The sequence below is a fragment of the Kaistia defluvii genome, from assembly GCF_040548815.1.
GTDB classification, from domain to species: Bacteria; Pseudomonadota; Alphaproteobacteria; order Rhizobiales; family Kaistiaceae; genus Kaistia; species Kaistia defluvii_A.
The window spans coordinates 170,911-195,154 of sequence record NZ_JBEPSM010000004.1 but is presented as its reverse complement, the minus strand read 5'-3'; the positions used below and the strand labels follow the sequence as shown (position 1 = coordinate 195,154).

Here is a 24,244-nt window from a genome sequence, read left to right as displayed (position 1 = left end):
TGAGGCGGCATGAAAAGGAGCGCCTTGATGGTTTCGACGAAGTTCCTCTGGGGCGCGGCCAGCGCCGCCTATCAGGTTGAAGGCGCATGGCAGGCCGACGGCAAGGGCCTGTCGAACTGGGATCTCTACACCAACGTCTACCGTGCCACCGAGACCGTGACCGGCAAGCACGAGACCGGCAACGTCGCGATCAACGCCTATGACAGGGCGCAATATCTCCAGGACATCGCGCTGATGCGCGAACTCGGCATCAATTGCTACCGCTTCTCGCTCTCCTGGGCGCGGATCCTTCCCGATGGCGTCGGGCGGGTGAACGAGGCGGGCATCGCGCATTACCAGCAATTCGTCGTCGACCTGCTGGAAGCCGGCATCGAGCCGATCGTGACCCTCTATCACTGGGACCTGCCCCGGGCGCTGGACGATCGCGGCGGCTGGCAAAATCGGGAATCGGTCGGCTGGTTCCGCAATTATGCCAGCGTGGTCCGCGAGGCACTCGGCGCCAAGGTGTCGAAGTTCATCACCTTCAACGAGCCCTTCATCGATCTCTTCCTGATCGAGCCGATGATCGAGAACATCAAGTCCGGCGTCGGCAGCCCCTTCGCCATCACGGATGCGCAATATGGCCACCAGGCAATGGCGCTGCATCACTGGCTGGTCGCCAGCGCCGAGACGATCGGCGATTTTCGCGCCGCCGGCTATCGCGGCGAGATCGGCGTGGCGCTGCCGCTGATGCCGACCATCCCGGAAAATCCCGGCAAGTCCGAGGACATCAAGGCCGCGGCATTGGCCGACGCCGTCATCAATCGCTGGTGCCTGGACGCCCTGTTCAAGGGCCGCTACCCGATCGAGGTGATGACGCTGTTCCGCCAGCTCAACCCCGAATTTGCGCCATTCGAGGCCGATTTCGCCATTCTCGCCGCCAACAAGCCGGATTTCCTTGGCGTCAATTTCTATGCGCCCGCCTTCGTGCGCCAGGAGGATTCCGCGCCGCTCGGCTATGACTGGATGAATACCAATCCGGACCCGGAGCCCGCCGCCTTCAACGGCCCTGTGCGGCCGGACCACCTGCGCCGGCTGCTCGAGCGCATCCGCGACGAATATGACAATCCCGCGATCTACATCACCGAGAACGGCGCCGGCTTCGGCCCGTCGGACGAGGTAATGGACGGCGACACGGTGCACGACCCGCGCCGCGCCAACTATATCCGCCGCCATATCGAGGCCGCGCTGAAGGCGAAGGAGAACGGCGTCGACCTGCGCGGCTATATGGTCTGGAGCCTGTTCGACAATTTCGAGTGGCTGCACGGCTATGGCCGCCGCTTCGGCCTCGTGCATGTCGATTTCGACACCCAGAAGCGGACGCCGAAACGCAGTTTTGATACCTATCGCGACATCGTCGCGAATGGCGGCGTGACGGTACCAGGGTAGGCGAAGACCCTCACCCCAGCCCTCTCCCGCTTGCGGGAGAGGGAGCCCATCGGTGCTGATGGAAGTTCCGCGGTGATGACAAATGCCGGCCGAAACCCTCGCCCGCTCGCGGGAGAGGGCAGGGTGAGGGGCTTCCCTTGAAACCTAAGGCGTCGGCTCCGGATAGACAAAACGCTCCGCCCGGTCGCGCTCATAGACCGGCTCGCCGGCGATGTAGGTGGCGCGGATGGCGCGGTCGTCGCCCAGCGTCACCAGCACGAACAACGTCTCGGCGAGGTCGCGGGCGTGCGACAGGCGGAATTCCAGCAGCGGCGTCGCCTTCAAGTCGAGCACGACGAAATCCGCCTCGTAGCCGGGAGCGAGCGAGCCTATCCGGTCGTCCAGCCGCAGCGCTTCCGCGCCGCCGCGCGTCGCGAGATAGAAGCCCTGCTCGGCCGTCAGCGCATGACCGCCGAGCTTCGCCACCTTGTAGGCCTCGCCCAGCGTCTGCAGCTGCGAGAAACTGGTGCCGGCGCCGATATCCGTGCCCAAGCCCACCCGGACCGGGCGCTCGACTTTCTTGGCGTCGAACATCCGGAACAGCCCGCTGCCGAGGAACAGGTTGGAGGTCGGGCAATGCGCCAGCGCCGAGCCGGTGCGGTGGCAGCAGGCGAAGTCTTCTTCCTCCATATGCACGGCGTGGCCGAAGATGGCGCGCGGGCCCGTCAGGCCGGCATGGTCATAGACGTCGAGATAGCTGGAGCGCTCGGGGAAGAGTTGCCGGACCCATTCGATCTCGCCCTGGTTTTCGCAGAGATGCGTCTGGACATAGGTGCCGGGATGCTCGCGCCAGAGGCGGCCGGCGGCTTCGAGCTGCGCCTCGGTCGAGGACGGCGCGAAGCGCGGCGTGATGCAGTAGAGCTGGCGGCCCCGGCCGTGCCATTTCTCGATCAGGGCTTTCGATTGCGCGTAGCCGCTCTCGGCCGTATCGAGCAGGGCTTCCGGCGCGTTGCGATCCATCATCACCTTGCCGGCGATCATGCGCGTGTTGAATCGCACCGATTCCTCGAACAGCGCGTCGACGGATTGTGGGTGGACGGTGCAATAGACCGAGGCGGTCGTCGTGCCCGCCCGCAGCAGCTCGCGCAGGAAGCGCCTCGCGACGTCGCGCGCGTGGGCGGCGTCGGCAAAATCCTGCTCGGCGACGAAGGTATATTTGTCGAGCCATTCGAGCAGCCCGGCCCCGAAGGCGCCGATCATCTGCATCTGCGGATAGTGCACATGCGCGTCGATGAAGCCGGGGCAGATCAGAGCGTCCGGGTAATGTGTGAGGGCGACATCCCCGGGGAGGGCGGCGAGCCCCGATTCGGCATCGTCGATGCGCAGGAACTTGCCATCCTCGATGAGGATCAGCGCATCCGGCCAGTATTGCAGCGCCTCGCCCGGGGCGAGATGGAACGGGTCGCCGCGAAACGTCATGGCGGGGGCGCGGATTGCCCGCTGCGTCATGGGAAGATCCTTTCGGGACGATCGATCGAGAAGCCTCGGCGCGGTCCTGGCGGCGCGCCGGCGAACCCGGTCACGATCCGATACCCGGGCTGGAAATGCCAGAGGCATCGAGCGGCGAGCCTCCGGCATGATGAAGACAATCCTGCCGGCGAGGCTTGCGGCGCGGGGCCGTTCGCATCCGTCGCAGGGCCCTTTGTGGACACAGGTCCCCACAGCCGATAAAAGGCGCTGTCAACAACAGGACGGAGCAGAGGTCCGCGCGCGCCTATCTGGCGCCGGATCGCGTGCACATGACCCAGCCCGAAGCGAAAGTGCTTCCCAAGTCCCCACTGCCTTCCGAAGACGGAAAGCTGAATTTGCGGCGTTGGGGCGATTTCTACCGCGCGATCATCAACAATGACGAGGGAACGGTCGGTGTTGTCGTGCGCATTCTGCGCGCCAACTTCCGCGATCACCGGAAGGGGTACATGATCTCCTTCCTGTTCCTCTTCATCGTCGCGGCCATGACCTCGCTTTCCGCCTGGATCATGCGCGACGTCGTCAACCAGATCTTCGTCGCGCAGAGCGTCGAGATGCTGTGGATCCTGTCGTTCGGCGTCATGGCGATCTTCATCGTCAAGGGCTTCGCGACCTATGGCCAGGTGGTGGTGCAGAGCCGGATCGGCAATCGCATCGTCGCCGAGAACCAGAAGCGCTTCTACGATCGCTGCCTGCGTTTCGGCCTCGATTTCTACAATGATCGCGCGTCCAGCGAACTGATCATGTCGATCTCGGGCGGTTCGAACGCCATTCGCTCGATCCTCGACACCATCGTCCTCAGCCTCGGCCGCGATCTGGTGACGCTGCTCGGCCTGATCTTCGTGATGGTCTACCAGGCGCCGCTGATGTCGATCATCGCGCTGCTGGTGGCGCCCATTGCGATCATCAGCGTCTCTAAGCTGGTGAAGCGCATCCGCGCCATCGCCAAGCAGGAGTTCGCCTCCAGCACGCAGATCATCTCGATCATCCAGGAAACCGTCCAGGGCGCCAAGATCGTCAAGGCATTCGGCCTCAGCGACCACATGCGCACGCGCATGGTGACCGCCGTTTCTTCCGTCGAGCAGCGCGCCAACAAGGTTTCGCAGCTGCAGGCGCGCACAAGCCCGCTGATGGAATCGCTGGGCGGCATCTCGATCGGCCTGGTCATCCTCTATGCCGGCTGGGCGACCATCTCGGCCGGCAAGACGCCGGGCGAGTTCATGTCCTTCATCACGGCCCTGCTGCTGGCCTACGAGCCGGCCAAGCGCCTGGCGCGCCTCAATGTCGGCATCGCGGAAAGCCTGGCGCCGGTTCGCGCGCTGTTCAACATCCTCGACCATCCGCCGAGCGTGACGGAGACCGACGACCAACCGCCGCTGCAGCTCACCCGCGGCAAGATCGAACTGATCGATGTCGGCTTCGGTTACCGGCCGGTCGATAAGGTGCTGTCGGGCATCAATCTTTCGGTCGATCACGGCCAGCGCCTGGCGCTGGTCGGCCCGTCCGGCGGCGGCAAGTCGACGATCCTCTCGCTGGTGCAGCGCTTCTACGACGTGCAGGAAGGCTCCGTCCGGGTCGACGACCAGGATATCCGCACCGTCTCGGTCGGCTCGCTGCGGCACCACATCGCCTTCGTCAGCCAGGACGTGTTCCTTTTCTCCGGCACGGTGCGCGACAACATCCGCATCGGCCGCCTCGATGCGACCGACGAGGAGGTCGAGGCCGCGGCGGTGGACGCGTTCGCCGATGGCTTCATCCGCAATCTGCCCAAGGGCTATGACAGCCATGTCGGCGAGAACGGCGTCCAGCTTTCCGGTGGCCAGCGCCAGCGCCTGGCGATTGCCCGCGCCATCCTGAAGAACGCGCCGATCCTGCTGCTGGACGAGGCCACCTCGGCGCTGGATTCCGAATCCGAGCGCATGATCCAGATCGCTTTGGACAAGCTGGTCGAGGGCCGCACCACGATCGTCATCGCCCACCGCCTGGCGACGATCCTGAGCGCGGACAAGATCGCCGTGATCGAGCGCGGGCATGTCGTGGAAGTCGGCACGCATCCCGAGCTTGTCCGCATGGGCGGCGTCTACGAGAAGCTCTATCGCTACCAGTTCGACGAGGGCAGGGCCGAGATGGCGATCGCCTGACCGGGTCGGTCGAAGGCCAATCGTGTCGGGGGAATTCGGCTGCCGACCTCTCCTGAGGAGACGTTCGCGCGGCCTTGGGAAAAGGCCGGCGCTCTGTCGCGCTCGGTGGTCATCCCGGCGAAGGCCGGGATCCATACACGCGAGCCTCGCAGAGAGAATCTGGCCAAGCTGGCTTGGCCGGTGTTCATGGGCCCCGGCCTTCGCCGGGGCGACGAACGGTTCCATGCGGCGGAGTCGGCATGGTCTCTTCCAGGGAAGAAATCCCGGACAGCCCGCTCCATCCGAAGCCCGACCCTCCCCGATGGGAGGGTCGGTTATGCATGCCTCAGAGCAGGCCGCGGCCGGCGAGGTTGCGCATCAGCGCCGCCGTGCCGAAGGTCCAGGGCTCGGCATCGGGGCAGAGGACGACGCGGTTCGACAGGCTGCCCAGCTTCGGCGCGCTGATCGTGACGATGTCGCCGACCTTGTGCGTGAAGCCCTGGCCCGGGCCGTCGCGGTCCTGAACCGGCGCGAACATCGTGCCGAGATAGAGCACGAAGCCATCCGGATACTGGTGGTTCCGGCCAATGGTCTGCTTGACCAGGTCTTCCGGGTCACGGCTGATCTTCGACATGGCGCTGCCGCCATCCATGCGGAAACCGTCGGTCTCGCCGTCGACCGTCAGACGGACTTCCGTCGCCCGCACGTCGTCGAGCGAGAAGCCGCCATCGAACAGGCGGATCATCGGGCCGATCGAGGCGCTGGCATTGTTGTCCTTGGCCTTCGATAGCAGCAGGGCCGAGCGGCCCTCGACATCGCGCAGGTTGACGTCGTTGCCGAGCGTCGCGCCGACGATCTTGCCGGTCGAGGAGACGACCAGCACGACTTCCGGCTCGGGATTGTTCCAGGTCGAAATCGGATGAATGCCGATCTCGGCCAGGTGGCCGACGGCCGACATGGGCTGCGCCTTGGAGAAGATCTCCGCGTCCGGGCCGATGCCGACTTCGAGATATTGCGACCACATGCCCTTCTCGATCAGCAGCTTCTTGAGCGCTGCCGCCTGCTCGGAACCGGGGCGCAGCGCCGCCAGGTCGTCGCCGATGGTCGAGAGGATTTCGGAACGGATCGCGGTGGCGCGCTCGGGCAGGCCGCGCGCCTGCTCTTCGATCACGCGCTCCAGCATCGAGACGACGAAGGTGACGCCGGCGGCCTTGACGGCCTGCAGGTCGATCGGCGCGATCAGATAGGGCTTGGACGGGTCGCGATTGGCGAGCGGCGTGTTGGCGAGGATCTCCTCGAAGCTGCCGACGAATTCGCCATCGGCGGTCGCGGCGACGCGGGCCGGATCCTGATCTTCGCAAAGGTCACGCATGGTGACGACCGACGCGGTGATGTCGATCAACTGGCCATCGCGCAGCGCCACGACCGACGGGCCGTCGACATCGGGGCGGAAGACGCGGCCAACCAGCGTGGCGGCCTCGGCATCCTCGGGCAGCGCGAAAGGGGCAGCAGTGTCGAGCGGCATAGACAATCTCCAGGACGTTCAGCGATGAAGCCGATCTTGAGGAATGAAAGAGCGGGCCACCGTTATACCGCGCGAGGATGGTTAGGCCATATGGCTGGTCGGTTTTAGAGCGCTAGCTGCCCCGGATTTGCGCATGCGCGGGCCGGGCTTCTGTGCAATTTTCCCGGCCGACCCCGCCCTGGAAGGACTTTTGACCATGGAAATCGACATCCCGGAGGTGAAGGCCGAGCTGGAAGCCGCCTTCGCCCGCTACGAAACCGCGCTGGTGACCAACGATGTCGAGGTGCTGGACGGGCTGTTCCACGCCGCACCGACGACGATCCGCTATGGCGGCGGCGAGAATCTGTATGGCTATGCCGAGATCCAGGCGTTTCGGGCCGGCCGTTCGCCGGCAGGTCTCGCCCGTGCCCTCGAGCGCACGGTGGTGACGACCTATGGCCGCGATTTCGGCACGGCTTCGACGCTGTTCCGGCGCGACAACGCGCCCGGCAAAATCGGTCGCCAGATGCAGACCTGGATCCGCACCCCGGCCGGCTGGCGCGTGGTCGCCGCCCATGTCAGCGTCATCGCCGATCCGGAGGCGGTGTCCTAAAGACAGCCGACATAGTCGCGGGCGGCGCGGGCGCGGGTCTCGATGTTGCGGGCGCGGCTGTTCAGATAGCGCGTCGGCTTGGCCGGATTGCGTGTGATCGGGTTGGGCAGCGCCGCGGTCAGCAGCGCCGCCTGGCGCGGCGTCAGCTTGGAGGCCGGCTTGTTGAAATAGAACTGCGATGCCGCCTCGGCGCCGAACAGGCCCGGACCCCATTCCGCGATGTTCAGGTAGATCTCCATCACCCGCCGCTTCGACAGGATGAAATCCGCGTAGTAGGCGAGCGGAATCTCCAGCCCCTTGCGGATGTAGGAGCGCGACGACCACAGGAACAGGTTCTTCACCGTCTGCATCGCGATCGTGCTGGCGCCCCGCGACGGCCCTCCTTCGCGGTCGAGCACCGCGTTGAGCGCGCCCCAGTCGACGCCCCAATGCGAGCAGAACTGGCCGTCCTCGGACATGATCACCGAGTTGACCAGGTTGGGCGAGATCTCGTCGAACGGCACCCAGTCCCGTTTCATCCCCTGTCCCGTGAGGCCCGACCACAGCATCAGCGTCGAGACCGGCGGCACGACGGAATAGATCGGCGTCAGGATCAGGGGCAGGGCAACGAGAAGGGCAAACACTTTGGCGATACCTGTGACGAGGCCCTTGCGGCCTGCAAACGGTCGGGAGAGGGCGGCCGGCAGTTGGAATGTCATGCGGGATCCAGTGCGGCTCGATCGCGGACGGGCTCGATGGCGAACTGGCGCAGGAAGCCGGCGAGCAGGCGGAAATCGGCCTCGCGGCTTGATCCGTTGCGCCAGACGAGGCCGAGCGAGCGCCGCGCCGCCTTGCCGTCGAGTTCGGAAAGCTTGATGTCGGTTCCCGACAGGATGCCCGCCTCGACGGCGATCCGCGGCAGGAAGGTGATGCCGAGCTGGTTATCCACCATATGGACGAGGGTGGTCAGGCTGGAGGCCCGGATCTCCTCGTTCTGCCGGTCGGCGAGGCCGGGCGCCACGGCGCGGATGTGATCGCGCAGGCAGTGGCCGTCCTCCAGCAGCAGCAGCGTCTCCTCCGCCAGTTCCTCGCGCTGCACGCTCTTGCGGCCGGCGAGCCGGTGGCCGGCATCGACGGCGAGCAGCAGGCTGTCCTCGGCGATGATTTCGGTCGCCAGCCCCTCGGTCTGGACCGGAAAGGCGATCAGGCAGATGTCGAGCCGGCCGCCCCGCAAATCATCCAGCAGTGTCCGTGTCAGGTCCTCGCGCAGATGGAGGCGCAGATCGGGATAGGCGCGGCGCAGCTCGGGAAGGGCGCGCGGCAGGAAATAGGGCGCGATCGACGGAATGACGCCCAGGCGGATGCGGCCGGAAAGCGGCGCCTGGCTCGAGCGCGCCGCGTCGACCATCTCGCGCGCATCGACCAGCAGCGCCTTCATGCGCCGCACGGCCTCCTCGCCCGCCGCCGTCAGCGCCATCGTCCGGTTGGAGCGGTCGATCAGCGACACGCCGACCGTCTCCTCCAGCTGGCGGATGGCGTCGGACAGCGTGGATTGCGTAACATGGCAGGCGTTCGCCGCCCGGCTGAACGAACCGATCTCGGCGAGGGCGACGAAATACTGCATCTGGCGGAGCGTCGGCAAAAGCATGGCGCCTGCTATAGCCGCAGGTTGTGGAAGCGGCAATCGGGATTTCCGATGCCAAACTCCGGTTATTACGATTTGACCGAACCGCTCCCGCGTGAGATCCATTCGCACATGCAGCAGCGACTCTCCGGGGTTAGCTGCACTGCGGAAATTCACAACACGATCCCCATCGTGACAGGAGAGAAAAATGCTCGGCATTGGCGATAAGCTGCCCGAATTTTCCGTGACCGGCGTGAAGCCCGGCTTCAACAGCCACGAAGAAAATGGCGAGAGCGCCTTCGAGACGCTGACCGAGAAAAGCTTCCCCGGCAAGTGGAAGGTGATCTTCTTCTACCCGAAGGACTTCACCTTCGTCTGCCCGACCGAGATCGCCGAATTCGCCCGCCTGTCGGGTGATTTCGAGGATCGCGACGCCGTCGTGCTCGGCGGCTCCACCGACAACGAGTTCGTCAAGCTTGCCTGGCGCCGCGACCACAAGGATCTGGACAAGCTGCCGATCTGGAACTTCGCCGACACCAACGGCTCGCTGGTCGACGGCCTCGGCGTGCGTTCGCCGGACGGCGTCGCCTATCGCGTCACCTACATCGTCGATCCCGATGGCGTGATCCAGCATTCCTACGCGACCAACCTCAATGTCGGCCGCAATCCGAAGGACACGCTGCGCGTTCTCGACGCGCTGCAGACCGACGAGCTCTGCGCCTGCAACCGCGACGTCGGCGGCGCCACGCTGGCAGCCTGAGCCTGGCTTCCGGACGCCCCGGTCTCGCCTTAGCGCGGGCCCGGGGCGCCCGGACCCGTTCCGTTTCCCAAGGCGCTTCGCCGGCCGCCGGCCTCCGAGGCGCTCTCTCCCTTAGGGGTTTCCATGTCGATCGATCAGCTGAAGTCCCGCATTCCGGATTTCGCCAAGGATGTCCGTCTCAACCTGTCGACGCTCGCCTCGGACGAGACGCTGACGCCGCAGCAGAAATACGGCCTGATGGTCGCCTGCGGCATCGCCAGCCGCAATCCGGTGGTGAAGGCGGCGCTCGAGGCGGAAGCTGCGCCGCATCTGGCGCCGGCCGTGCTGGCGGCGGCCAAGTCGGCAGCCTCGATCATGGCGATGAACAACGTCTATTACCGCTTCAGCCATCTGGTCTCGAACCCCGAATACCGCACCATGCCGGCCAAGCTGCGCATGAACGTCATCGGCAACCCCGGCGTCGACAAGGTCGATTTCGAGCTCTGGTCGCTGGCCGTCTCGGCGATCAATGGCTGCGGCATGTGCATGGACAGCCACGAGGCCGTGCTGAAGAAGGCGAACGTGCCGTCCGACATCATCCAGGCCGCGGTCCGCTTCGCCGCGATCATCCAGTCGGTCGCCGTCTCCCTCGAAGCCGCCGAAGCGGCCTGATCGCGGGATACTCCCGACGGCCTGCCCCTTGCGATGGTGGGCAGGCCCGTCGTCCCGGATCGCTGCTGAACGCCAAGCTTGACGCAGGCCTCCCGATCGCGGCAAGGCTTCCGGGACCCCGGCGTATCGATGAGGCAATCTTGGTTCGGCTTGACGATGATTTTGCAGCCCGCCTTTCCGGCGCGGCGACGGCGGTCGAGCGCGCGCTCGATCGCGTGCTCGGCTCCAATCCGCGCGAGGGCGAGATCGCCCGGCCGGTCCGGCTGGTCGAGGCGATGCGCCATGCCACGCTCGGCGGCGGAAAGCGGCTGCGCGCCTTCCTGGCCATCGAGACGGCAAGGATGTTCGACGCCGACACCGAGGGCGCGCTGCGCGTCGGCGCGGCGCTCGAATGCCTGCACGCCTACAGCCTGGTGCATGATGACCTTCCGGCCATGGACGACGACGACCTGAGGCGCGGCCGGCCGACGGTGCATCGCGCCTTCGACGAGGCGACCGCGATCCTGGCCGGCGATGCGTTGCAGACGCTGGCCTTCGACATCCTGGCCGATCCGGCCACCGACGCGGACCCGCTTGTCCGGTCCGACCTGGTGCTGGGGCTCGCCCGCGCGTCGGGCCTTGGCGGCATGGCCGGCGGGCAGATGCTCGACCTTCAGGCCGAGACCGAGACGCCCGACGAGGTGGCGATCCGCCGGTTGCAGGCGATGAAGACCGGCGCCCTGATCCGCTTTTCCTGCGAGGCCGGCGCCCTTCTCGGGCGCGCCTCGGCGGAGGACCGGGCGCGGATCCGCCGTTTCGGCGAAATCATCGGCCTCGCCTTCCAGCTCGCCGACGACATCCTCGACGAGACGGCGACGACCGAGGCGCTGGGCAAGGCGACCGGCAAGGATTCGTCACGCGGCAAGGGTACGCTGGTTGGCCTCTATGGCGTCACGCCGGTGCGCGCCATGCTGGACGATCTCGTCCTCGAGGCGGAAGGCGTGCTGGCGCCGTTCGGGGACCGCGCCGAGACGCTGGCCGCCGCCGCCCAATTCGTCGCCATCCGCGAAGTCTGACGGGCGACGGGCCTTAGGCCTTGGTGTTCCGTATCAGCCGCGCCAGCGTCTTGCCGTTCGCATCGAGCAGGGTCAGCTTCGAACCCTCGATGCGATAGCCGCGGGTGTTGGAGAGCGCGTCGAGGAATTTCCGCTCCTGGTCCATCTGGGCCGGGACGCAGGCCATCTGCGTCGCGCCGAGCGGCCCGACCTTGATCTTGCCGTCCTCGACCGTGACCGTGCCGAAATAGCGGTTGCAGCCGCCCGAGCCGGAGATCTTGCCGCCGCCCTCGATGGTCAGCGTCGACTGCACGATGTCGAGCACGCCGCGCCCGCCAATATCCTCGGCCAGCCATTCGGTGCCCTGGAGCGGGGCGGCCGGCCCCGGATTGGCGGGAGCCTTGGTCTGGGTGGGCTTGCTCGCGTCGGTCGGCGGGGGCGCATCGGCATCCGAGACCGGCTGAACCGTGATCGTCACCGGCCCCTTGGTATCGAGCGGCGCGACGGGCACGGCTTCCTTGTTGATGAACAGCAGATCGTCGCCGCGATCGATCCGCGCCTGCAGCTGATAGCGGTGGCCGGGCTTGATCCGGGTCGGCGCATAATGCAGGCGGAATTCGATCGGCACCTGGCGCCCGCGCGGCCGGATGCGCTGCTTGGCGATCACCTTGGCCGGGGCATCGGCATGGCTGACATCGACCAGGGTGACGGTGATGGCCGCCTTGGGATCCAGCGCGATGCGCTCGCGATAGGTGACGGAGCCATCGAGCGGCCGCGCGAGCGCCAGGCTCGGCGCGGTCAGGATGGCGAGGACAAACAACAGGCGCATCGGCAGAAGCTTGATCACGATCGATCCTCGACGACGGGGCGAACGCAACAGATCTAGTCTCTACGGAAGCCGCCGTAAACGGGGGAAAAAGGAGTGTGGCTAACGATAGTCCCCCTCCCCAAAACGGGCGTCGCCCGTTTTGACCCTCCCTCAAGGGGAGGGTTCAGCGGAGCTTGCTGAAATAGTGGAATCCCGCAAGATTGACGAAAGATCTTGGGAGCTGGAGATGAGCCGGCGCATCGCAGATCCTCGTCAACTCGGCTTTGCCCGCACCATGCGCCGGAACATGACGGAAGCGGAGTTCCGGCTGTGGCTGCGATTGCGGGCTCGCGCCGTCGAGGGACTGAAGTTCCGGCGCCAGGTCCCGATCGGTCCGTTCATCGTCGACTTCTTCTGTGCCGAACGTCGCCTGGTCGTTGAGATTGATGGCAGCCAGCATTTTGCCGAGGCGGCGATCGCTGCCGACGCAAGGCGGACCGCATGGCTCGAAGCGCGGGGCTTCCGTGTCCTGCGCCTCACCAATCCCGATGTGATGAACAATGTCGAAGCGGTCTACAGGGCCATCGCAGACGCAGCAGAACAACCTCCCTCTGAACCCTCCCCTTGAGGGAGGGTCGAAAACGCCTCGGCGTTTTCGGGGAGGGGGCGTTCGCTTCTACTCCGCTGCTTCCGGCGCCTCTGCCTTCGCGCCAATCCCAAACCGCTTCTCGATATACTCATCCACAAGCTTGCGGAAATCCTCGGCGATGGCGGGCCCGCGGAGAGTGATTGCCTTTTTGCCGTCGATGAAGACGGGCGCGGCTGGCGTTTCGCCGGTGCCGGGGAGCGAGATGCCGATGTCGGCGTGCTTCGATTCACCCGGACCGTTGACGATGCAGCCCATCACGGCGACCTTCAGCGCCTCGACGCCGGGATAGCGCTCGCGCCAGACCGGCATCGACGTGCGGATGTCTTCCTGGATGCGGCTCGCCAGTTCCTGGAACACGGTCGAGGTGGTGCGGCCGCAGCCGGGGCAGGCGGCGACGATCGGGAGGAAGGCACGGAACCCCATGGTCTGCAGCAGTTCCTGCGCCACCTGCACCTCGCGGGTGCGGTCGCCGTTCGGCTCCGGCGTCAGCGAGACGCGGATGGTGTCGCCGATGCCTTCCTGCAGCAAAATTCCCATGGCGGCCGAGGAGGCGACGATGCCCTTGGTGCCCATGCCGGCCTCGGTGAGGCCCAGATGCAGGCAATGGTCGGAGCGGCGGGCGAGATCGCGATAGACGGCGATCAGGTCCTGCACGTTCGACACCTTGGCCGAGAGGATGATCTTTTCGCGCGGCAGGCCGATCTGCTCAGCCAGATTGGCGGACAGGATGGCCGACTGGCAGATCGCCTCGCGCATCACGGCGGCGGCCGAGATCGGCGTGGCGGAAGCAGCGTTCTCGTCCATCAGGCGGGTGAGCAGGTCCTGGTCGAGCGAGCCCCAGTTGACGCCGATGCGCACCGGCTTGTCGTATTTTATCGCGAGTTCGATCAGCGTCGCGAACTGGCGGTCGCGCTTTTCGCCGAAGCCGACATTGCCGGGATTGATGCGGTATTTGTCGAGCGCCTCGGCGCAGGCGGGGTGATCGGTCAGGAGCTTGTGGCCGATATAGTGGAAGTCGCCGATCAGCGGCACGTCGATGCGGCGCGCGAGCAGCTTTTCCTTGATGAACGGCACGGCGGCCGCCGCTTCGTCGCGGTCGACCGTGATGCGCACCAGTTCCGATCCGGCGCGGGCCAGGGCCGCGATCTGCGCCACGGTGCCGTCGATGTCGGCCGTGTCCGTATTGGTCATCGACTGCACGACCACGGGGGCGTTGCCGCCGACCAGGACCTTGCCGACGCGGACAGAGGTGGCGCGGCGCCGCGGCAGCGGGCCGGCGGTGAATTCGGGGGAGCAAGAGATTTCGTTCATGCGAGATCACGCGTTGTCGCTCCCTCTCCCGCCATGCGGGAGAGGGCTGGGGTGAGGGCGCGCCGAAGGCGCGAATTTGGAGCTTCGTTTGAAGGCAAGGCCCTCACCCGACCCTCTCCCGCAAGCGGGCGAGGGCTTTTCGGGCTCAGGTGCAGGAGCGTATCGCCAGGCATCATGCCGCCTCGCGGCAGCGGGCGCAGAGGCCGCGGATTTCGATGATCGGGGCGCGCGGCGCAAAGCCGGCCGCCTGCGTCACGGCGGCGAGCGCCTCGGTCAGGGCGGCGGACGAGGCCTCGCCGGCGGCGCCGCAGGTTTCGCAGAGCAGGAAGACGGTCGCCGCGCCATGGCCGGGCTTGTCGTGGCCCTCGGGGCCGCGCGAGCAGGCGATATAGGCGTTGCGGCTCTCGATCCGGTGCGCGAAGCCGTGCTCGACCAGGAATTCGAGCGCCCGATAGACGGAGACCGGCGCCGGGCGCGGGCCCTCGGCGGCGAGCCGGTCGATCACGTCATAGGCGCTGGCGGGGACATGGCTTTCGGCGAGAGCGGCCAGCACCTTGCGGCGCTGCTCGGTGAAGCGCAGGCCCTCGGCGGCGGAAATCGCCTCGGCATGGGCGATGGCGTCGCGGGCGCAATGGTCGTGGTCGTGGTCGCTGTGTTCGAGCACGATCTGGTCCGTTCCGGTCGCCGTGGCGTGCTTGGCTCCGCTCATGGTCATCCAATCCTCATGCGCGCGGGCAAGGATCCGCTGCGCCGCGTTCTATCACGGATCGCCCGCAAGGCCGAGCGGGGCGCGACACCGACGTCAACTTCCCTTGCTGCTGCGCCGCAATATATGGTCGTCTGGCTCGGTTCTCACCCCTTATCATTCATTCCGGAGCGAATTCATGTCGAAGGACGGTCATCTGAAGGACAAGGTCGCGCTGGTGACGGGGTCGACCTCCGGCATCGGTCTCGGCATGGCGAGGGCCATGGCCGGCGCCGGCGCGCATGTCGTGCTGAACGGCTTCGGTGATCCGGTGGCGACGGAAAAGCTGCGCGCCGAGCTGGCGGCCGAATTCGGCGTCGAGGTGCGCTATTCCGGCGCCGACATGACGCGCGAGGACGAGATCGCCACCATGATCGGCGATGTCGAGAAGGAATTCGGCGCCATCGACGTGCTGGTCAACAATGCCGGCGTGCAGCATGTGGCGCCGATCGACGAATTCCCGGTCGACAAGTGGAACCTGATCATCGCGCTCAACCTGACCGCGGCCTTCCACGCCATCCGCCTGGCGCTGCCGGCGATGAAGAAGAAGGGCTGGGGGCGCATCATCTCGACAGCCTCGGCGCATGCGCTCGTCGCCTCGCCCTACAAGGTTGCCTATGTCGCGGCGAAGCATGGCATTGCCGGCGTCACCAAAACGGTCGCGCTTGAAGTGGCGGACAAGGGCATCACCGTCAACGCCATCTGCCCCGGCTATGTCTGGACCCCGCTGGTCGAAAAGCAGATCCCGGCCACCGCCGCGGCGCGCGGCATGACGGAAGAGCAGGTGAAGAAGGATGTCATCCTCGCCGCCCAGCCGACCAAGGAATTCGTCACGGTCGAGGAGGTGGCGGCGCTGGCGCTGTTCCTCACCACCCATGGCGCGCGCAGCATCACCGGGTCGCTGCAGTCGATCGACGGCGGCTGGACCGCGGCATGAGCGCCGCGGCCCCGGGGCGCAAGATCATCAATCTCGGCCTGCAGGGCGGCGGGGCGCACGGGGCCTTCACCTGGGGCGTGCTGGACAAGCTGCTGGAGGATGGCCGCCTCGGCTTCGAGGCGATTTCGGGCACCAGTGCCGGCGCGCTGAACGCCGTGGCGCTCGCCGACGGCATGGCGCGCGATGGCGCAGCGGGTGCGCGCCTGCGGCTCCAGGAATTCTGGATGCGGGTCAGCGCCGCCGGCCGCCCCGGCGCCTCGGCGCGGGATTTCATCGGCGCCTGGATGGGCTCGTGGCGCGTGCCGGCGATGCAGCCCTTCCACATGATCGAGGCGATGACGAATTTCTCCTCGCCCTATGGCTTCAACCCGATGAACATCAACCCGCTGCGCGAGATCGTCATCGAGATGGTCGATTTCGAGCGGGTCCGCGCCTGCGCCGCGCCAAGGCTGTTCATCTCGGCGACGGCGGTGAAGACCGGCAAGATCAAGGTGTTTTCCGATGGCGGCATCACGGCCGATGCGGTGATGGCCTCGGCCTGCCTGCCCTATCTGTTCCAGACCGTCGAGGTCGATGGCGAGCCTTACTGGGACGGCGGCTTCATGGGTAATCCGGCGCTGTTCCCGTTCTTCACCGAAACCCGGACGTCCGACATCCTGCTGGTGCAGATCAATCCTATCGAGCGAAACACCGTGCCGACCTCGACCAAGGAAATCCTGGAGCGGATGAGCGAGATCACCTTCAACGCCTCGCTGCTGCGCGAACTGCGCAGCATCGATTTCGTCAACCGGATGCTGGCCGAGGGCAGGCTCGATCCCGGCCACTACCGCCACAACCGCGTCCATCGAATCGACGCCGGCAAGGCGCTGGAAAAGTTCTCGGCCTCGACCAAGTTCGATACGTCGCGCGCCTTCTTCGAGGAATTGCAGGCCGCCGGCCGGATGGCGGCGGAGGATTGGCTCCAGGCCCATTTTGCCGATATAGGCGTGCGCGACACCGTGGATTTAAGGACGCAGTTCCAGTGACCGACGTGACGATCTCAAGCCTTGCCGCGCGCTCCGAGTTCATCGGCACCGTCGCCGACCGGATGTGGCATGCCTGGTGGCGCGAGGCGGGCGAGCCGCTGGCGACGCTGCTCGGCCATCTGCGCCAGTTCAAGACCGACGCCGTGCCGCTCGGGGTCGTCGCGCATCGCGGCGACGAATTCGTCGGCTCCGCCATCCTGATCGACAGCGATGTCGAGGAGCGGCCGCAATATACGCCCTGGCTGGCCGCGCTCTGGGTCGAGCCGGAAGAGCGCCGAAAGGGCATGGGCGAGACGCTGTCGCGCCGCATCGTCGACGAGGCCCGCGCGCTCGGCTTCGATCGCATCTACCTCTGCGCCGTGCCGGAAAAGAGCGGCTATTACGCCGCGCGCGGCTGGACCGAGGTCGAGCGGGATGTTGGCCCGCACAAGCTGGTGATCTTCATCCGGCATCTCGACGCCGAGCCCGCCTGACCGGAGGGCCGGGCCTTTTGCGATCCGGCGCCGCATGGTGTTAGATCGCCCACAACCAAATCAAACAGCAGAAACGATCAGGGCGGAATAGATGGCCAAGCAGAAAATCGCGATCATCGGGCTCGGCAAGATCACGCAGGACCAGCACCTGCCGGTGATCGACAAGGGCAATGATTTCGAGGTCGCGGCGGTGGTCAGCCAGCGCGGCCTCAGCCATAACGGCGTGCCGAGCTTCAAGACGGCGGCGGATCTCTATGCGGCGATGCCGGAAATCGGCATCGTCTCGGTCAACACGCCGCCGGACGTCCGCCACGCCATTGCGCGCGAGGCGCTCGAGGCCGGCAAGCATGTGCTGCTCGAGAAGCCGCCGGCGGCGACTCTGGCCGAATTCGAGGATCTGAAGGCCTTTGCCGCGGCGAAGGGCAAGGTCCTGTTCGCCACCTGGCACTCGCAGTTCAACCCGGCCGTCGACGAGGCCAAGGCGCTGCTCGCCAAGCATGGCGTCGGTTCGGTGAAGATCGAATGGCGCGAGGACGTCAAGAAGTGGCATCCCGGCCAGGAATGGATCTGGGAGCCGGGCGGCTTCGGCGTGTTCGATCCCGGCATCAATGCGCTGTCGATCTTCGTCAAGATCCTGCCCTTCGCGCCCTTCGTAAAGGCCGCGACGCTGACCTATCCGGAAAACCGACAGACGCCGATCGCCGCCAAGCTCACCTTCGGCAGCGCCGAGGCGGCGCAGCCGACGCTCACCGCCGATTTCGACTGGCGCGAGCAGGGCGACGAGAAGTGGCATATGACGATCGAAGCCGCCGCCGGCCACAAGCTGCGCCTCTACAAGGGCGGCGCGGCGCTGGAGGTCGACGGCAAGCTCGCCGTCGAGGCGCCGAGCGAGGAATATGAGCGGATCTACGCCCATTTCGCCCAGCTTCTCGCGTCCGGCCAGAGCGATGTCGACGGGTCGCCGCTGCGCCTCGTCGCGGATGCCATGCTGGTCGGGCGTCGCGACGTGACGGAGGCCTTCGTCTGGTAGGCGAGGGCGTCCCGCGACGCCGGCCGGAACGGAACGCTGTTGCATTGCGTTGCTTATCTTTGAGAAGCCACTGGCAATCACGAGGCGGGCAGGTACGGCGATGGCAAAATTGCGGGTCCTGACGTTTGGCGCGGGCGGCCTTCTGGCCGCCCTCTTCGTTGGCGCGATGCCGATCGAGGCACGCGCCGTCACCCCCGACCAGTTGTTCCAGAAGGTCTTTCCCAAGGTCAACCAGACCTCGGAGCGGAAACCCGCCAAGCGGAAACCGCATCGCGCCCCGCGAGCCGTCGAGCCTGCCAAGGCGGCGGCGCCGCCGGTCGTGGAAACTCCGGCGGGGAGTGCGGCTGTTAGCACGCCGTTACCCACCCCGCGCCCTGCCGTTAAGGCCGAGGCGGTCGAGGCGCCGGCCTCGCAGGCTCCGGTCGTCGCCGCCACGCCCTTGCCCCGCACGAAGCCCGCGGAGGACCGCAAGGCAGCCGGACTGGTCGCCATTCCGGCCCCGGCCGAGGCGACGGTCGGCACGGTGAAGACGGTACCCATTCCCGCCGACCCGGCTCTTGCCGCCGGCGCCATCGCCGCCGCTTCCGCGCTTGCCGGCGCGGTGCCGGCCGATCCGCCGAGCGAGGGCGAACTCGCCTTTGCGCCGCCCGTTCTGCCGACGCTGCTGAAGCCGACGCCGACCGATGGGCGCAATGTCGATGGCAGCCTGAAGAAGGGCGACCGCCTGCCGCCGCCGGAGAAGGAAGCTGCGCTCGCCCCCGCCGACCCCGCGCCGGCGGGCAAGACCGAAGACGATAAGTCCGCCGTCGCCGCGGCGACGCCGCCCTCGCTGCCCATGCCGCGCCGCAAGCCGGATGTCGTGCTGGCCGCGCTGGTTCCGAACATCATCCCCGCCGTGCCGGAGGCGCTTGCCGCTTGCAAGGCGTCCATGAGCGGGCTGAAGATTTCGGCCTCGGCTCTGCCGGCGATCCATGCCGGGAGCTGCGGCGGGCCGGATCCGTTCGAGGTCACGGCGCTCGAAGGCGGCAAGGTCGAGCTGGAGCCGGGCGCCAAGATCAATTGCGCGGTGGCGACGACGCTGGCGCGCTGGGTCGAGCAGGACATCCAGCCCTCGGCGCAGGCGACGTTGGGCGGCCGGGTGACGGCGTTGCGGGTGGCGGACTCCTATTCCTGCCGCGGCCGTAACCGCGTGGTCAACGCCATGCTCTCCGAGCACGCCTTCCTGAACGCGATCGACATCGCGGCCTTCCAAGTGAACGGCCGCTGGGTGACGGTATCAAAGGCGAAGGATCGCACCGAGAAGGAAGACACGTTCCTGAAGGCGGCGCGCGTGTCGGCGTGCGACAAGTTTAATACGGTGTTGGGTCCCGGCTCGGACGGCTACCACGAGGACCACTACCACGTGGACCTGCGCCAGCGCGGCAAGGGCGGCGGCCGGAAATACTGCCGCTGAGGTTGGGACGCGCTCGGCCCTTGTATCGGTTTCCAAAGCAATTCGGAGTTCGCTGGACCCTCCGTCGAGGTTTCGCTGGCGCGAAGCACCTCAGGATGATGGTGGAGGGTGGGAAGCAGGGCGGGGAGCGTTTGGGCGGTAGCCGCGCTGCGTAGTTGGCGTTGTGATGCTGATGCCTTCACCAATCGCGTTGCGCTTGTACCAGACCACCTGCAAACTTCCATCAAACCCAAAGCCATCATCCTGAGGTGCCCGGCGAAGCCGGGCCTCGAAGGAGGGCTCCAGGAGGCTCGATGGGCGCGTCCGTCTATATGCTTCGCTGCGCGGATGGCTCCTATTACGTCGGCTCGACGGCGGCCGAGGACAAGCAAAGGCGCTTGCTGGAGCATCAGTCGGGCGCCTATCGCGGCTGCACGTTTTCCCGCCGGCCTGTGGAACTGGTCTGGGCCGAGGATTTCGAGCGGATCACCGACGCCCACGCGGCCGAGAGGCAGTTGAAGGGCTGGTCGCGAGCCAAGAAGGAAGCGTTGGTCCGTGGCGAATGGGCGCTCGTCCAGATCCTGTCCAAGCGGTCCGGCGCCCGTTGATGTTCAACGGCTGGTTTGGACTTCGCTGGACCCTCCTTCGAGGCCCGGCTTCGCCGGGCACCTCAGGATGATGGTCGTGCGATTGGATAGACCTGCAGTACTGGAGCAACCGAGGTTGCAACGGCATGCTGTTCCCAGTCGAAACAAACTCAGCCCTCATCCTGAGGTGCTTCGTGTCAGCGAAGCCTCGAAGGAGGGCTTCGCGGAACTCCGTCACGTAGTTCAGCTGCTCCAGCGAGGAAGCCGGGGACGCGATCCCAAGGAACCGCGTCCCGATAAGACCTACCCGAACACCACCAGAAGGTCCTTGGCGTCGATCTGGCTGCCGGCGTGGACCAGGACCTCGGCGATCGTGCCGTCGCGGTCGGCGTGGATGGCGGTTTCCATCTTCATCGCCTCGATCGACAGCAGCACGTCGCCGGCCTTGACCGTCTGGCCGGCCTTGACCGCGAGCGTCGAGACAACGCCCGGCATCGGCGCCGGCACATGGTTCGGATTGCCGTCCTCGGCCTTGCGCTTGGCAACAACCGAGCCGGCATTGGCGCGGTCCGGCACCTTGATGACGCGCGGCTGACCGTTCAGCTCGAAGAAGACGCGGATCAGGCCTTCCTCGTCGGCGTCGCCGATGGCCTGCATCCGGATCACCATGGTCTTGCCCTTTTCGAGCTCGACCAAAATCTCCTCGCCGACGGGCAGGCCGTAGAAATAGACCGGGGTCGGCAGAACGCTGGTCGGACCCCAGTTCTGCAGGCCCTTGGCGAAGTCGGTGAAGACTTTCGGATACATCAGGTAGGAGGCGAGCGCGAAATCGTCGATCTCGCCATTGCCGACTTTTTCCTGCACCGTCTTGCGCTCGGCCTCGAGGTCGGCGGCGGCGATCAGAGAGCCGGGGCGCGCCGTCGACGGGGTCTCGCCCTTCAGCGCCTTCTTCTGGATCGCTTCCGGCCAACCGCCCGGCGGCTGGCCGAGATCGCCGCGCATCATCTGCACCACCGAATCCGGGAAGGCGATGTCCTTGGCCGGGTTCTCGACGTCGGCGACGGAAAGGTTCTGCGACACCATCATCAGCGCCATGTCGCCGACGACCTTGGAGGACGGCGTCACCTTGACGATGTCGCCGAACATCTGGTTGACGTCGGCATAGGCCTGCGCGACCTCGTGCCAGCGCGTGTCGAGGCCGAGCGAGCGGGCCTGTTCCTTCAGATTGGTGAACTGACCGCCCGGCATCTCGTGCAGGTAGACTTCCGAGGCGCCGGCCTTCAGATCGCTCTCGAAGGCGGCGTACTGGCCGCGCACCGCTTCCCAGTAGAACGAGATCTTGCGGATTGCGTCGGGGTCGAGGCCCGTGTCGCGATCGGAGCCCTTCAGCGCCTCGACGATCGAGCCGAGGCAGGGCTGCGAGGTCAGGCCGGACAGCGCGTCCATCGCCGCGTCGACCGCGTCGACGCCGGCTTCCACCGCTGCCAGCACGGTCGCGGCGGAGATGCCGGACGTGTCATGCGTGTGCAGGTGGATCGGCAGCTCGGTCTCGGAGCGCAGCGTCGCGATCAGCTTCTTGGCGGCGGCCGGCTTCAACAGGCCCGCCATATCCTTGAGGCCGATGACATGCGCGCCGGCCTTTTCCAGATCCTTGGCCAGGCCGACATAGTATTTCAGGTCATACTTGGCGCGGTCGGGATCGAGGATGTCGCCGGTGTAGCAGATCGCCGCCTCGAGGACCTTGCCCTCTTCGCGCACCGCGTCCATCGAGACGCGCATGTTCTCGACCCAGTTCAGGCAGTCGAACACGCGGAACAGGTCGACGCCGCCCTTGGCCGCCTGCTTGACGAAGAACTTGACGACATTGTCGGCATAGTTGGTGTAGCCGACGCCGTTGGCGCCGCGCAGCAGCATCTGCAGCAGGATGTTCGGCGCGCGCTCGCGCACCATGGCGAGCCGTTCCCAGGGATCCTCGGTCAGGAAGCGCATCGAGACGTCGAAGGTGGCGCCGCCCCAGCATTCGAGGCTGAGAAGCCCCGGCAGGCCGCGTGCATAGGCGTCGGCGATCCCGACGATGTCATGCGTGCGCATGCGGGTCGCGAGCAGCGACTGGTGCGCGTCGCGCATGGTCGTGTCGGTGATCAGGACGCGGCTTTCGGCGCGCATCCACTGGGCGAGCGCCTCGGGGCCGTGCGCGTCGAGATATTGCTTGGTGCCGGGCGCCGGGTCGGCCGCGAAATGCGGGATGACCTTGGCGAGCGCGTCGGCCTTCGGCTTGACGCGGCCGCGCGTCTCGGGATGGCCGTTGACGGTGACGTCGGCGATGTAGTTGAGCAGCTTGGTGCCGCGATCGCGCCGGCGCACGGCCGAGAACAACTCCGGCGTCGTGTCGATGAAGCGCGTCGTGTAGGAATTGTCGCGGAACTGCGGGTGGTTGATGATGTTGGCGACGAAGGTCAGGTTCGTCGCGACGCCACGGATGCGGAACTCGCGCAGCGCGCGGTCCATGCGTGCGATCGCCTCCTGCGGCGTCGGCGCCCAGGCGGTGATTTTCTCCAGCAGCGGGTCGTAGAAGCGGGTGATCACCGCGCCGGAATAGGCCGTGCCGCCATCGAGGCGGATGCCGAAGCCGGACGCCTCGCGATAGGCGGTGATGCGGCCGTAATCGGGGATGAAGTTCTGCTCGGGATCTTCCGTCGTGATGCGGCACTGCAGGGCATGGCCGTTCAGACGGATGGCGTCCTGCTTCGGCACGCCGGATTCGGGCGTGCCGATGGCCGCGCCCTCGGCGATGTGGATCTGCGCCTTGACGATGTCGATGCCGGTCACCTGCTCGGTGACGGTGTGCTCGACCTGGATGCGCGGGTTTACTTCGATGAAGTAGAACTTGCCGGTATCGGCATCCATCAGGAATTCGACGGTGCCGGCGCCGTAATAGTTCGAAGCCTTGGCGATCTTGACGCCGTAGTCGGTGATTTCCTTGCGCTCGGTCTCGGCGAGGTAGGGCGCGGGGGCGCGCTCGACCACCTTCTGGTGGCGGCGCTGCACTGAGCAGTCGCGCTCATAGAGGTGGACGATGTTGCCGTGCTGGTCACCGAGGATCTGCACCTCGACATGGCGGGCGCGCTCGACCAGCTTTTCGAGATAGATCTCGTCCTTGCCGAAGGCGGCCTTGGCCTCGCGCTTGGCGGTGATCGCGTCCTTGAGCAGGGTCTCCTCGTCGCGGATGACGCGCATGCCGCGTCCGCCGCCGCCCCAGGACGCCTTGAGCATCAGCGGATAGCCGATACGGGCCGCCTCGGCCTTGATGATTTCCGGATCGTCCGGCAGCGGATCGGTCGCCGGCATGACGGGCACGCCGGCCGAGATCGCCAGATTGCGCGCGGCGACCTTGTTGCCGAGCATGCGCATGGTGTCGGGCGAGGGGCCGATGAAGATGATGCCCGCCTCGGCGCAGGCCTCGGCGAATTCGGGGCTCTCCGAGAGCAGGCCATAGCCCGGATGGATGGCGTCGACCTTCGCCTCGCGGGCGATGCGGATGATGTCGGCGATGTTCAGATAGGCTTCGATGGGGCCGAGACCCTTGCCGACCTGATAGGCCTCGTCCGCCTTGAAGCGGTGCAGCGCGAGCTTGTCTTCCTCGGCGAAGATCGCGACGGTCGTGATGCCCAGCTCATTCGCCGCGCGAAAAACGCGGATGGCGATTTCGGACCGGTTGGCGACCAGGATTTTCTTGATGGTCACGTATTCCCCCAACATTGCCGTGCTTCGTCGCTGCGCGAACGAGCCTCTCCCGGGAATGATTACAAGGTTTGTGCGATTGCGAAAAGATCGGAATTCTACGCTGCAATGCGGCGGTAACACGTTAGTTTCATACGACGAATAACAAAGCCGTCTACGCGACTTGGCGCGGCGCGGTATGCAACCCAGGCGCGCCCCGCTTCACCTTCGCCGGCGCGCCAAAGCGGGCGGTGAAAACCGCCTATTATTATGAAAGCCGAAGCATTGTCGGGTCCTCGCCCGCCGGG

General features: G+C 66.3%; 21 protein-coding genes. 13 read left to right on the top strand and 8 right to left on the bottom strand.

Annotation, left to right across the window (positions count from 1 at the left end; genetic code table 11):
* The first annotated feature begins 27 nt into the window (after positions 1 to 27).
* On the top strand, positions 28 to 1,428 hold the full coding sequence (locus ABIE08_RS21090; protein WP_354553832.1) for a glycoside hydrolase family 1 protein: 1,401 nt from the start codon (positions 28 to 30) through the stop codon (positions 1,426 to 1,428).
* A 144-nt stretch (positions 1,429 to 1,572) separates the two neighbouring features.
* Here ABIE08_RS21090 and guaD read toward each other — a convergent pair whose 3' ends face one another.
* Positions 1,573 to 2,916, bottom strand: coding sequence for a guanine deaminase (guaD, locus tag ABIE08_RS21085; RefSeq protein ID WP_354553830.1), 1,344 nt, complete (start codon positions 2,914 to 2,916; stop codon positions 1,573 to 1,575).
* 290 nt (positions 2,917 to 3,206) lie between these two features.
* Between guaD and ABIE08_RS21080 the strand changes: the two genes are divergently transcribed.
* Positions 3,207 to 5,075: an ABC transporter ATP-binding protein gene (locus ABIE08_RS21080; protein ID WP_354553829.1), complete on the top strand. Its 1,869-nt coding sequence runs from the start codon at positions 3,207 to 3,209 to the stop codon at positions 5,073 to 5,075.
* A gap of 325 nt (positions 5,076 to 5,400) precedes the next feature.
* Here the strand turns inward: ABIE08_RS21080 and ABIE08_RS21075 are convergent, their stop codons facing one another.
* Positions 5,401 to 6,579 carry a fumarylacetoacetate hydrolase family protein gene (locus ABIE08_RS21075; RefSeq protein WP_354553827.1) on the bottom strand — a complete coding sequence of 393 codons (1,179 nt, stop codon included), beginning with the start codon at positions 6,577 to 6,579 and terminating at the stop codon, positions 5,401 to 5,403.
* Between the two features lie 196 nt (positions 6,580 to 6,775).
* Here ABIE08_RS21075 and hpxZ point away from each other — a divergent pair, with 196 nt between their 5' ends.
* Positions 6,776 to 7,171 carry an oxalurate catabolism protein HpxZ gene (hpxZ, locus tag ABIE08_RS21070; protein WP_354553825.1) on the top strand — a complete coding sequence of 132 codons (396 nt, stop codon included), beginning with the start codon at positions 6,776 to 6,778 and terminating at the stop codon, positions 7,169 to 7,171.
* Here the strand turns inward: hpxZ and mtgA are convergent.
* Together mtgA and ABIE08_RS21060 are read right to left on the bottom strand one after the other, a co-directional pair.
* Positions 7,168 to 7,869, bottom strand: coding sequence for a monofunctional biosynthetic peptidoglycan transglycosylase (gene mtgA, locus ABIE08_RS21065; RefSeq protein ID WP_354553824.1), 702 nt, complete (start codon positions 7,867 to 7,869; stop codon positions 7,168 to 7,170). The genes hpxZ and mtgA overlap by 4 nt on opposite strands.
* Positions 7,866 to 8,798 carry a hydrogen peroxide-inducible genes activator gene (locus tag ABIE08_RS21060; protein WP_354553822.1) on the bottom strand — a complete coding sequence of 311 codons (933 nt, stop codon included), beginning with the start codon at positions 8,796 to 8,798 and terminating at the stop codon, positions 7,866 to 7,868. The genes mtgA and ABIE08_RS21060 overlap by 4 nt, the downstream gene beginning before the upstream one ends.
* A 184-nt stretch (positions 8,799 to 8,982) precedes the next feature.
* On the opposite strand from ABIE08_RS21060, the gene ABIE08_RS21055 reads away from it, so the two are divergent.
* The 3 genes from ABIE08_RS21055 to ABIE08_RS21045 all read left to right on the top strand — a co-directional run bounded on the left by ABIE08_RS21055 (position 8,983) and on the right by ABIE08_RS21045 (position 11,240).
* Positions 8,983 to 9,534 (top strand): peroxiredoxin, encoded by a 552-nt coding sequence (locus tag ABIE08_RS21055; protein WP_266331455.1) that lies wholly within the window; start codon positions 8,983 to 8,985, stop codon positions 9,532 to 9,534.
* A 123-nt stretch (positions 9,535 to 9,657) separates the two neighbouring features.
* Positions 9,658 to 10,185 carry a carboxymuconolactone decarboxylase family protein gene (locus ABIE08_RS21050; RefSeq protein WP_354553820.1) on the top strand — a complete coding sequence of 176 codons (528 nt, stop codon included), beginning with the start codon at positions 9,658 to 9,660 and terminating at the stop codon, positions 10,183 to 10,185.
* Positions 10,186 to 10,325: 140 nt separating this feature from the next.
* Entirely contained in the window at positions 10,326 to 11,240 is a 915-nt protein-coding gene (locus ABIE08_RS21045; protein ID WP_354553818.1) for a polyprenyl synthetase family protein, read from the top strand.
* Positions 11,241 to 11,253: 13 nt separating this feature from the next.
* On the opposite strand, the gene ABIE08_RS21040 is transcribed toward ABIE08_RS21045, so the two are convergent.
* Complete coding sequence (locus ABIE08_RS21040; RefSeq protein ID WP_354553816.1) at positions 11,254 to 12,066, bottom strand: YbaY family lipoprotein; 813 nt, start codon at positions 12,064 to 12,066, stop codon at positions 11,254 to 11,256.
* A gap of 208 nt (positions 12,067 to 12,274) precedes the next feature.
* On the opposite strand from ABIE08_RS21040, the gene ABIE08_RS21035 reads away from it, so the two are divergent.
* Positions 12,275 to 12,655 carry an endonuclease domain-containing protein gene (locus tag ABIE08_RS21035; protein ID WP_354553814.1) on the top strand — a complete coding sequence of 127 codons (381 nt, stop codon included), beginning with the start codon at positions 12,275 to 12,277 and terminating at the stop codon, positions 12,653 to 12,655.
* Positions 12,656 to 12,703: 48 nt separating this feature from the next.
* On the opposite strand, the gene ispG is transcribed toward ABIE08_RS21035, so the two are convergent.
* Together ispG and ABIE08_RS21025 are read right to left on the bottom strand one after the other, a co-directional pair.
* On the bottom strand, positions 12,704 to 13,987 hold the full coding sequence (gene ispG / locus ABIE08_RS21030) for a flavodoxin-dependent (E)-4-hydroxy-3-methylbut-2-enyl-diphosphate synthase (protein WP_354553812.1): 1,284 nt from the start codon (positions 13,985 to 13,987) through the stop codon (positions 12,704 to 12,706).
* A 172-nt stretch (positions 13,988 to 14,159) separates the two neighbouring features.
* Entirely contained in the window at positions 14,160 to 14,696 is a 537-nt protein-coding gene (locus ABIE08_RS21025; protein WP_354553810.1) for a transcriptional repressor, read from the bottom strand.
* Between the two features lie 175 nt (positions 14,697 to 14,871).
* Here ABIE08_RS21025 and ABIE08_RS21020 point away from each other — a divergent pair, with 175 nt between their 5' ends.
* From ABIE08_RS21020 to ABIE08_RS20995, 6 genes are all read left to right on the top strand, one after another.
* Complete coding sequence (locus tag ABIE08_RS21020) at positions 14,872 to 15,669, top strand: 3-hydroxybutyrate dehydrogenase (protein WP_354553809.1); 798 nt, start codon at positions 14,872 to 14,874, stop codon at positions 15,667 to 15,669.
* On the top strand, positions 15,666 to 16,694 hold the full coding sequence (locus tag ABIE08_RS21015) for a patatin-like phospholipase family protein (protein ID WP_354553807.1): 1,029 nt from the start codon (positions 15,666 to 15,668) through the stop codon (positions 16,692 to 16,694). The genes ABIE08_RS21020 and ABIE08_RS21015 overlap by 4 nt, the downstream gene beginning before the upstream one ends.
* Positions 16,691 to 17,167: a GNAT family N-acetyltransferase gene (locus ABIE08_RS21010; RefSeq protein WP_354553806.1), complete on the top strand. Its 477-nt coding sequence runs from the start codon at positions 16,691 to 16,693 to the stop codon at positions 17,165 to 17,167. The genes ABIE08_RS21015 and ABIE08_RS21010 overlap by 4 nt, the downstream gene beginning before the upstream one ends.
* Positions 17,168 to 17,258: 91 nt before the next feature.
* Positions 17,259 to 18,197, top strand: coding sequence for a Gfo/Idh/MocA family protein (locus tag ABIE08_RS21005; RefSeq protein WP_354553804.1), 939 nt, complete (start codon positions 17,259 to 17,261; stop codon positions 18,195 to 18,197).
* 100 nt (positions 18,198 to 18,297) lie between these two features.
* Complete coding sequence (locus tag ABIE08_RS21000) at positions 18,298 to 19,650, top strand: extensin family protein (RefSeq protein WP_354553802.1); 1,353 nt, start codon at positions 18,298 to 18,300, stop codon at positions 19,648 to 19,650.
* Between the two features lie 293 nt (positions 19,651 to 19,943).
* A complete protein-coding gene (locus ABIE08_RS20995; RefSeq protein WP_354553801.1) occupies positions 19,944 to 20,237 on the top strand; it encodes a GIY-YIG nuclease family protein in 294 nt (97 codons plus the stop codon).
* A gap of 282 nt (positions 20,238 to 20,519) precedes the next feature.
* Here the strand turns inward: ABIE08_RS20995 and pyc are convergent, their stop codons facing one another.
* Complete coding sequence (gene pyc, locus ABIE08_RS20990) at positions 20,520 to 23,960, bottom strand: pyruvate carboxylase (RefSeq protein WP_354553799.1); 3,441 nt, start codon at positions 23,958 to 23,960, stop codon at positions 20,520 to 20,522.
* Between the last annotated feature and the right edge of the window lie 284 nt (positions 23,961 to 24,244).

Coding starts and splice junctions, on each gene's coding strand:
- ABIE08_RS21080 (WP_354553829.1), top strand. CDS start 3,207: ATGACCCAGCCCGAAGCGAAAGTGCTTCCCAAGTCCCCACTGCCTTCC.
- ABIE08_RS21020 (WP_354553809.1), top strand. CDS start 14,872: ATGTCGAAGGACGGTCATCTGAAGGACAAGGTCGCGCTGGTGACGGGG.
- guaD (WP_354553830.1), bottom strand. CDS start 2,916: ATGACGCAGCGGGCAATCCGCGCCCCCGCCATGACGTTTCGCGGCGAC.
- ABIE08_RS21055 (WP_266331455.1), top strand. CDS start 8,983: ATGCTCGGCATTGGCGATAAGCTGCCCGAATTTTCCGTGACCGGCGTG.
- ABIE08_RS21050 (WP_354553820.1), top strand. CDS start 9,658: ATGTCGATCGATCAGCTGAAGTCCCGCATTCCGGATTTCGCCAAGGAT.
- ABIE08_RS21060 (WP_354553822.1), bottom strand. CDS start 8,798: ATGCTTTTGCCGACGCTCCGCCAGATGCAGTATTTCGTCGCCCTCGCC.
- ABIE08_RS20995 (WP_354553801.1), top strand. CDS start 19,944: ATGGGCGCGTCCGTCTATATGCTTCGCTGCGCGGATGGCTCCTATTAC.
- hpxZ (WP_354553825.1), top strand. CDS start 6,776: ATGGAAATCGACATCCCGGAGGTGAAGGCCGAGCTGGAAGCCGCCTTC.
- ABIE08_RS21000 (WP_354553802.1), top strand. CDS start 18,298: ATGGCAAAATTGCGGGTCCTGACGTTTGGCGCGGGCGGCCTTCTGGCC.
- mtgA (WP_354553824.1), bottom strand. CDS start 7,869: ATGACATTCCAACTGCCGGCCGCCCTCTCCCGACCGTTTGCAGGCCGC.
- ABIE08_RS21035 (WP_354553814.1), top strand. CDS start 12,275: ATGAGCCGGCGCATCGCAGATCCTCGTCAACTCGGCTTTGCCCGCACC.
- ABIE08_RS21025 (WP_354553810.1), bottom strand. CDS start 14,696: ATGAGCGGAGCCAAGCACGCCACGGCGACCGGAACGGACCAGATCGTG.
- ABIE08_RS21005 (WP_354553804.1), top strand. CDS start 17,259: ATGGCCAAGCAGAAAATCGCGATCATCGGGCTCGGCAAGATCACGCAG.
- ABIE08_RS21090 (WP_354553832.1), top strand. CDS start 28: ATGGTTTCGACGAAGTTCCTCTGGGGCGCGGCCAGCGCCGCCTATCAG.
- ispG (WP_354553812.1), bottom strand. CDS start 13,987: ATGAACGAAATCTCTTGCTCCCCCGAATTCACCGCCGGCCCGCTGCCG.
- ABIE08_RS21015 (WP_354553807.1), top strand. CDS start 15,666: ATGAGCGCCGCGGCCCCGGGGCGCAAGATCATCAATCTCGGCCTGCAG.
- ABIE08_RS21075 (WP_354553827.1), bottom strand. CDS start 6,579: ATGCCGCTCGACACTGCTGCCCCTTTCGCGCTGCCCGAGGATGCCGAG.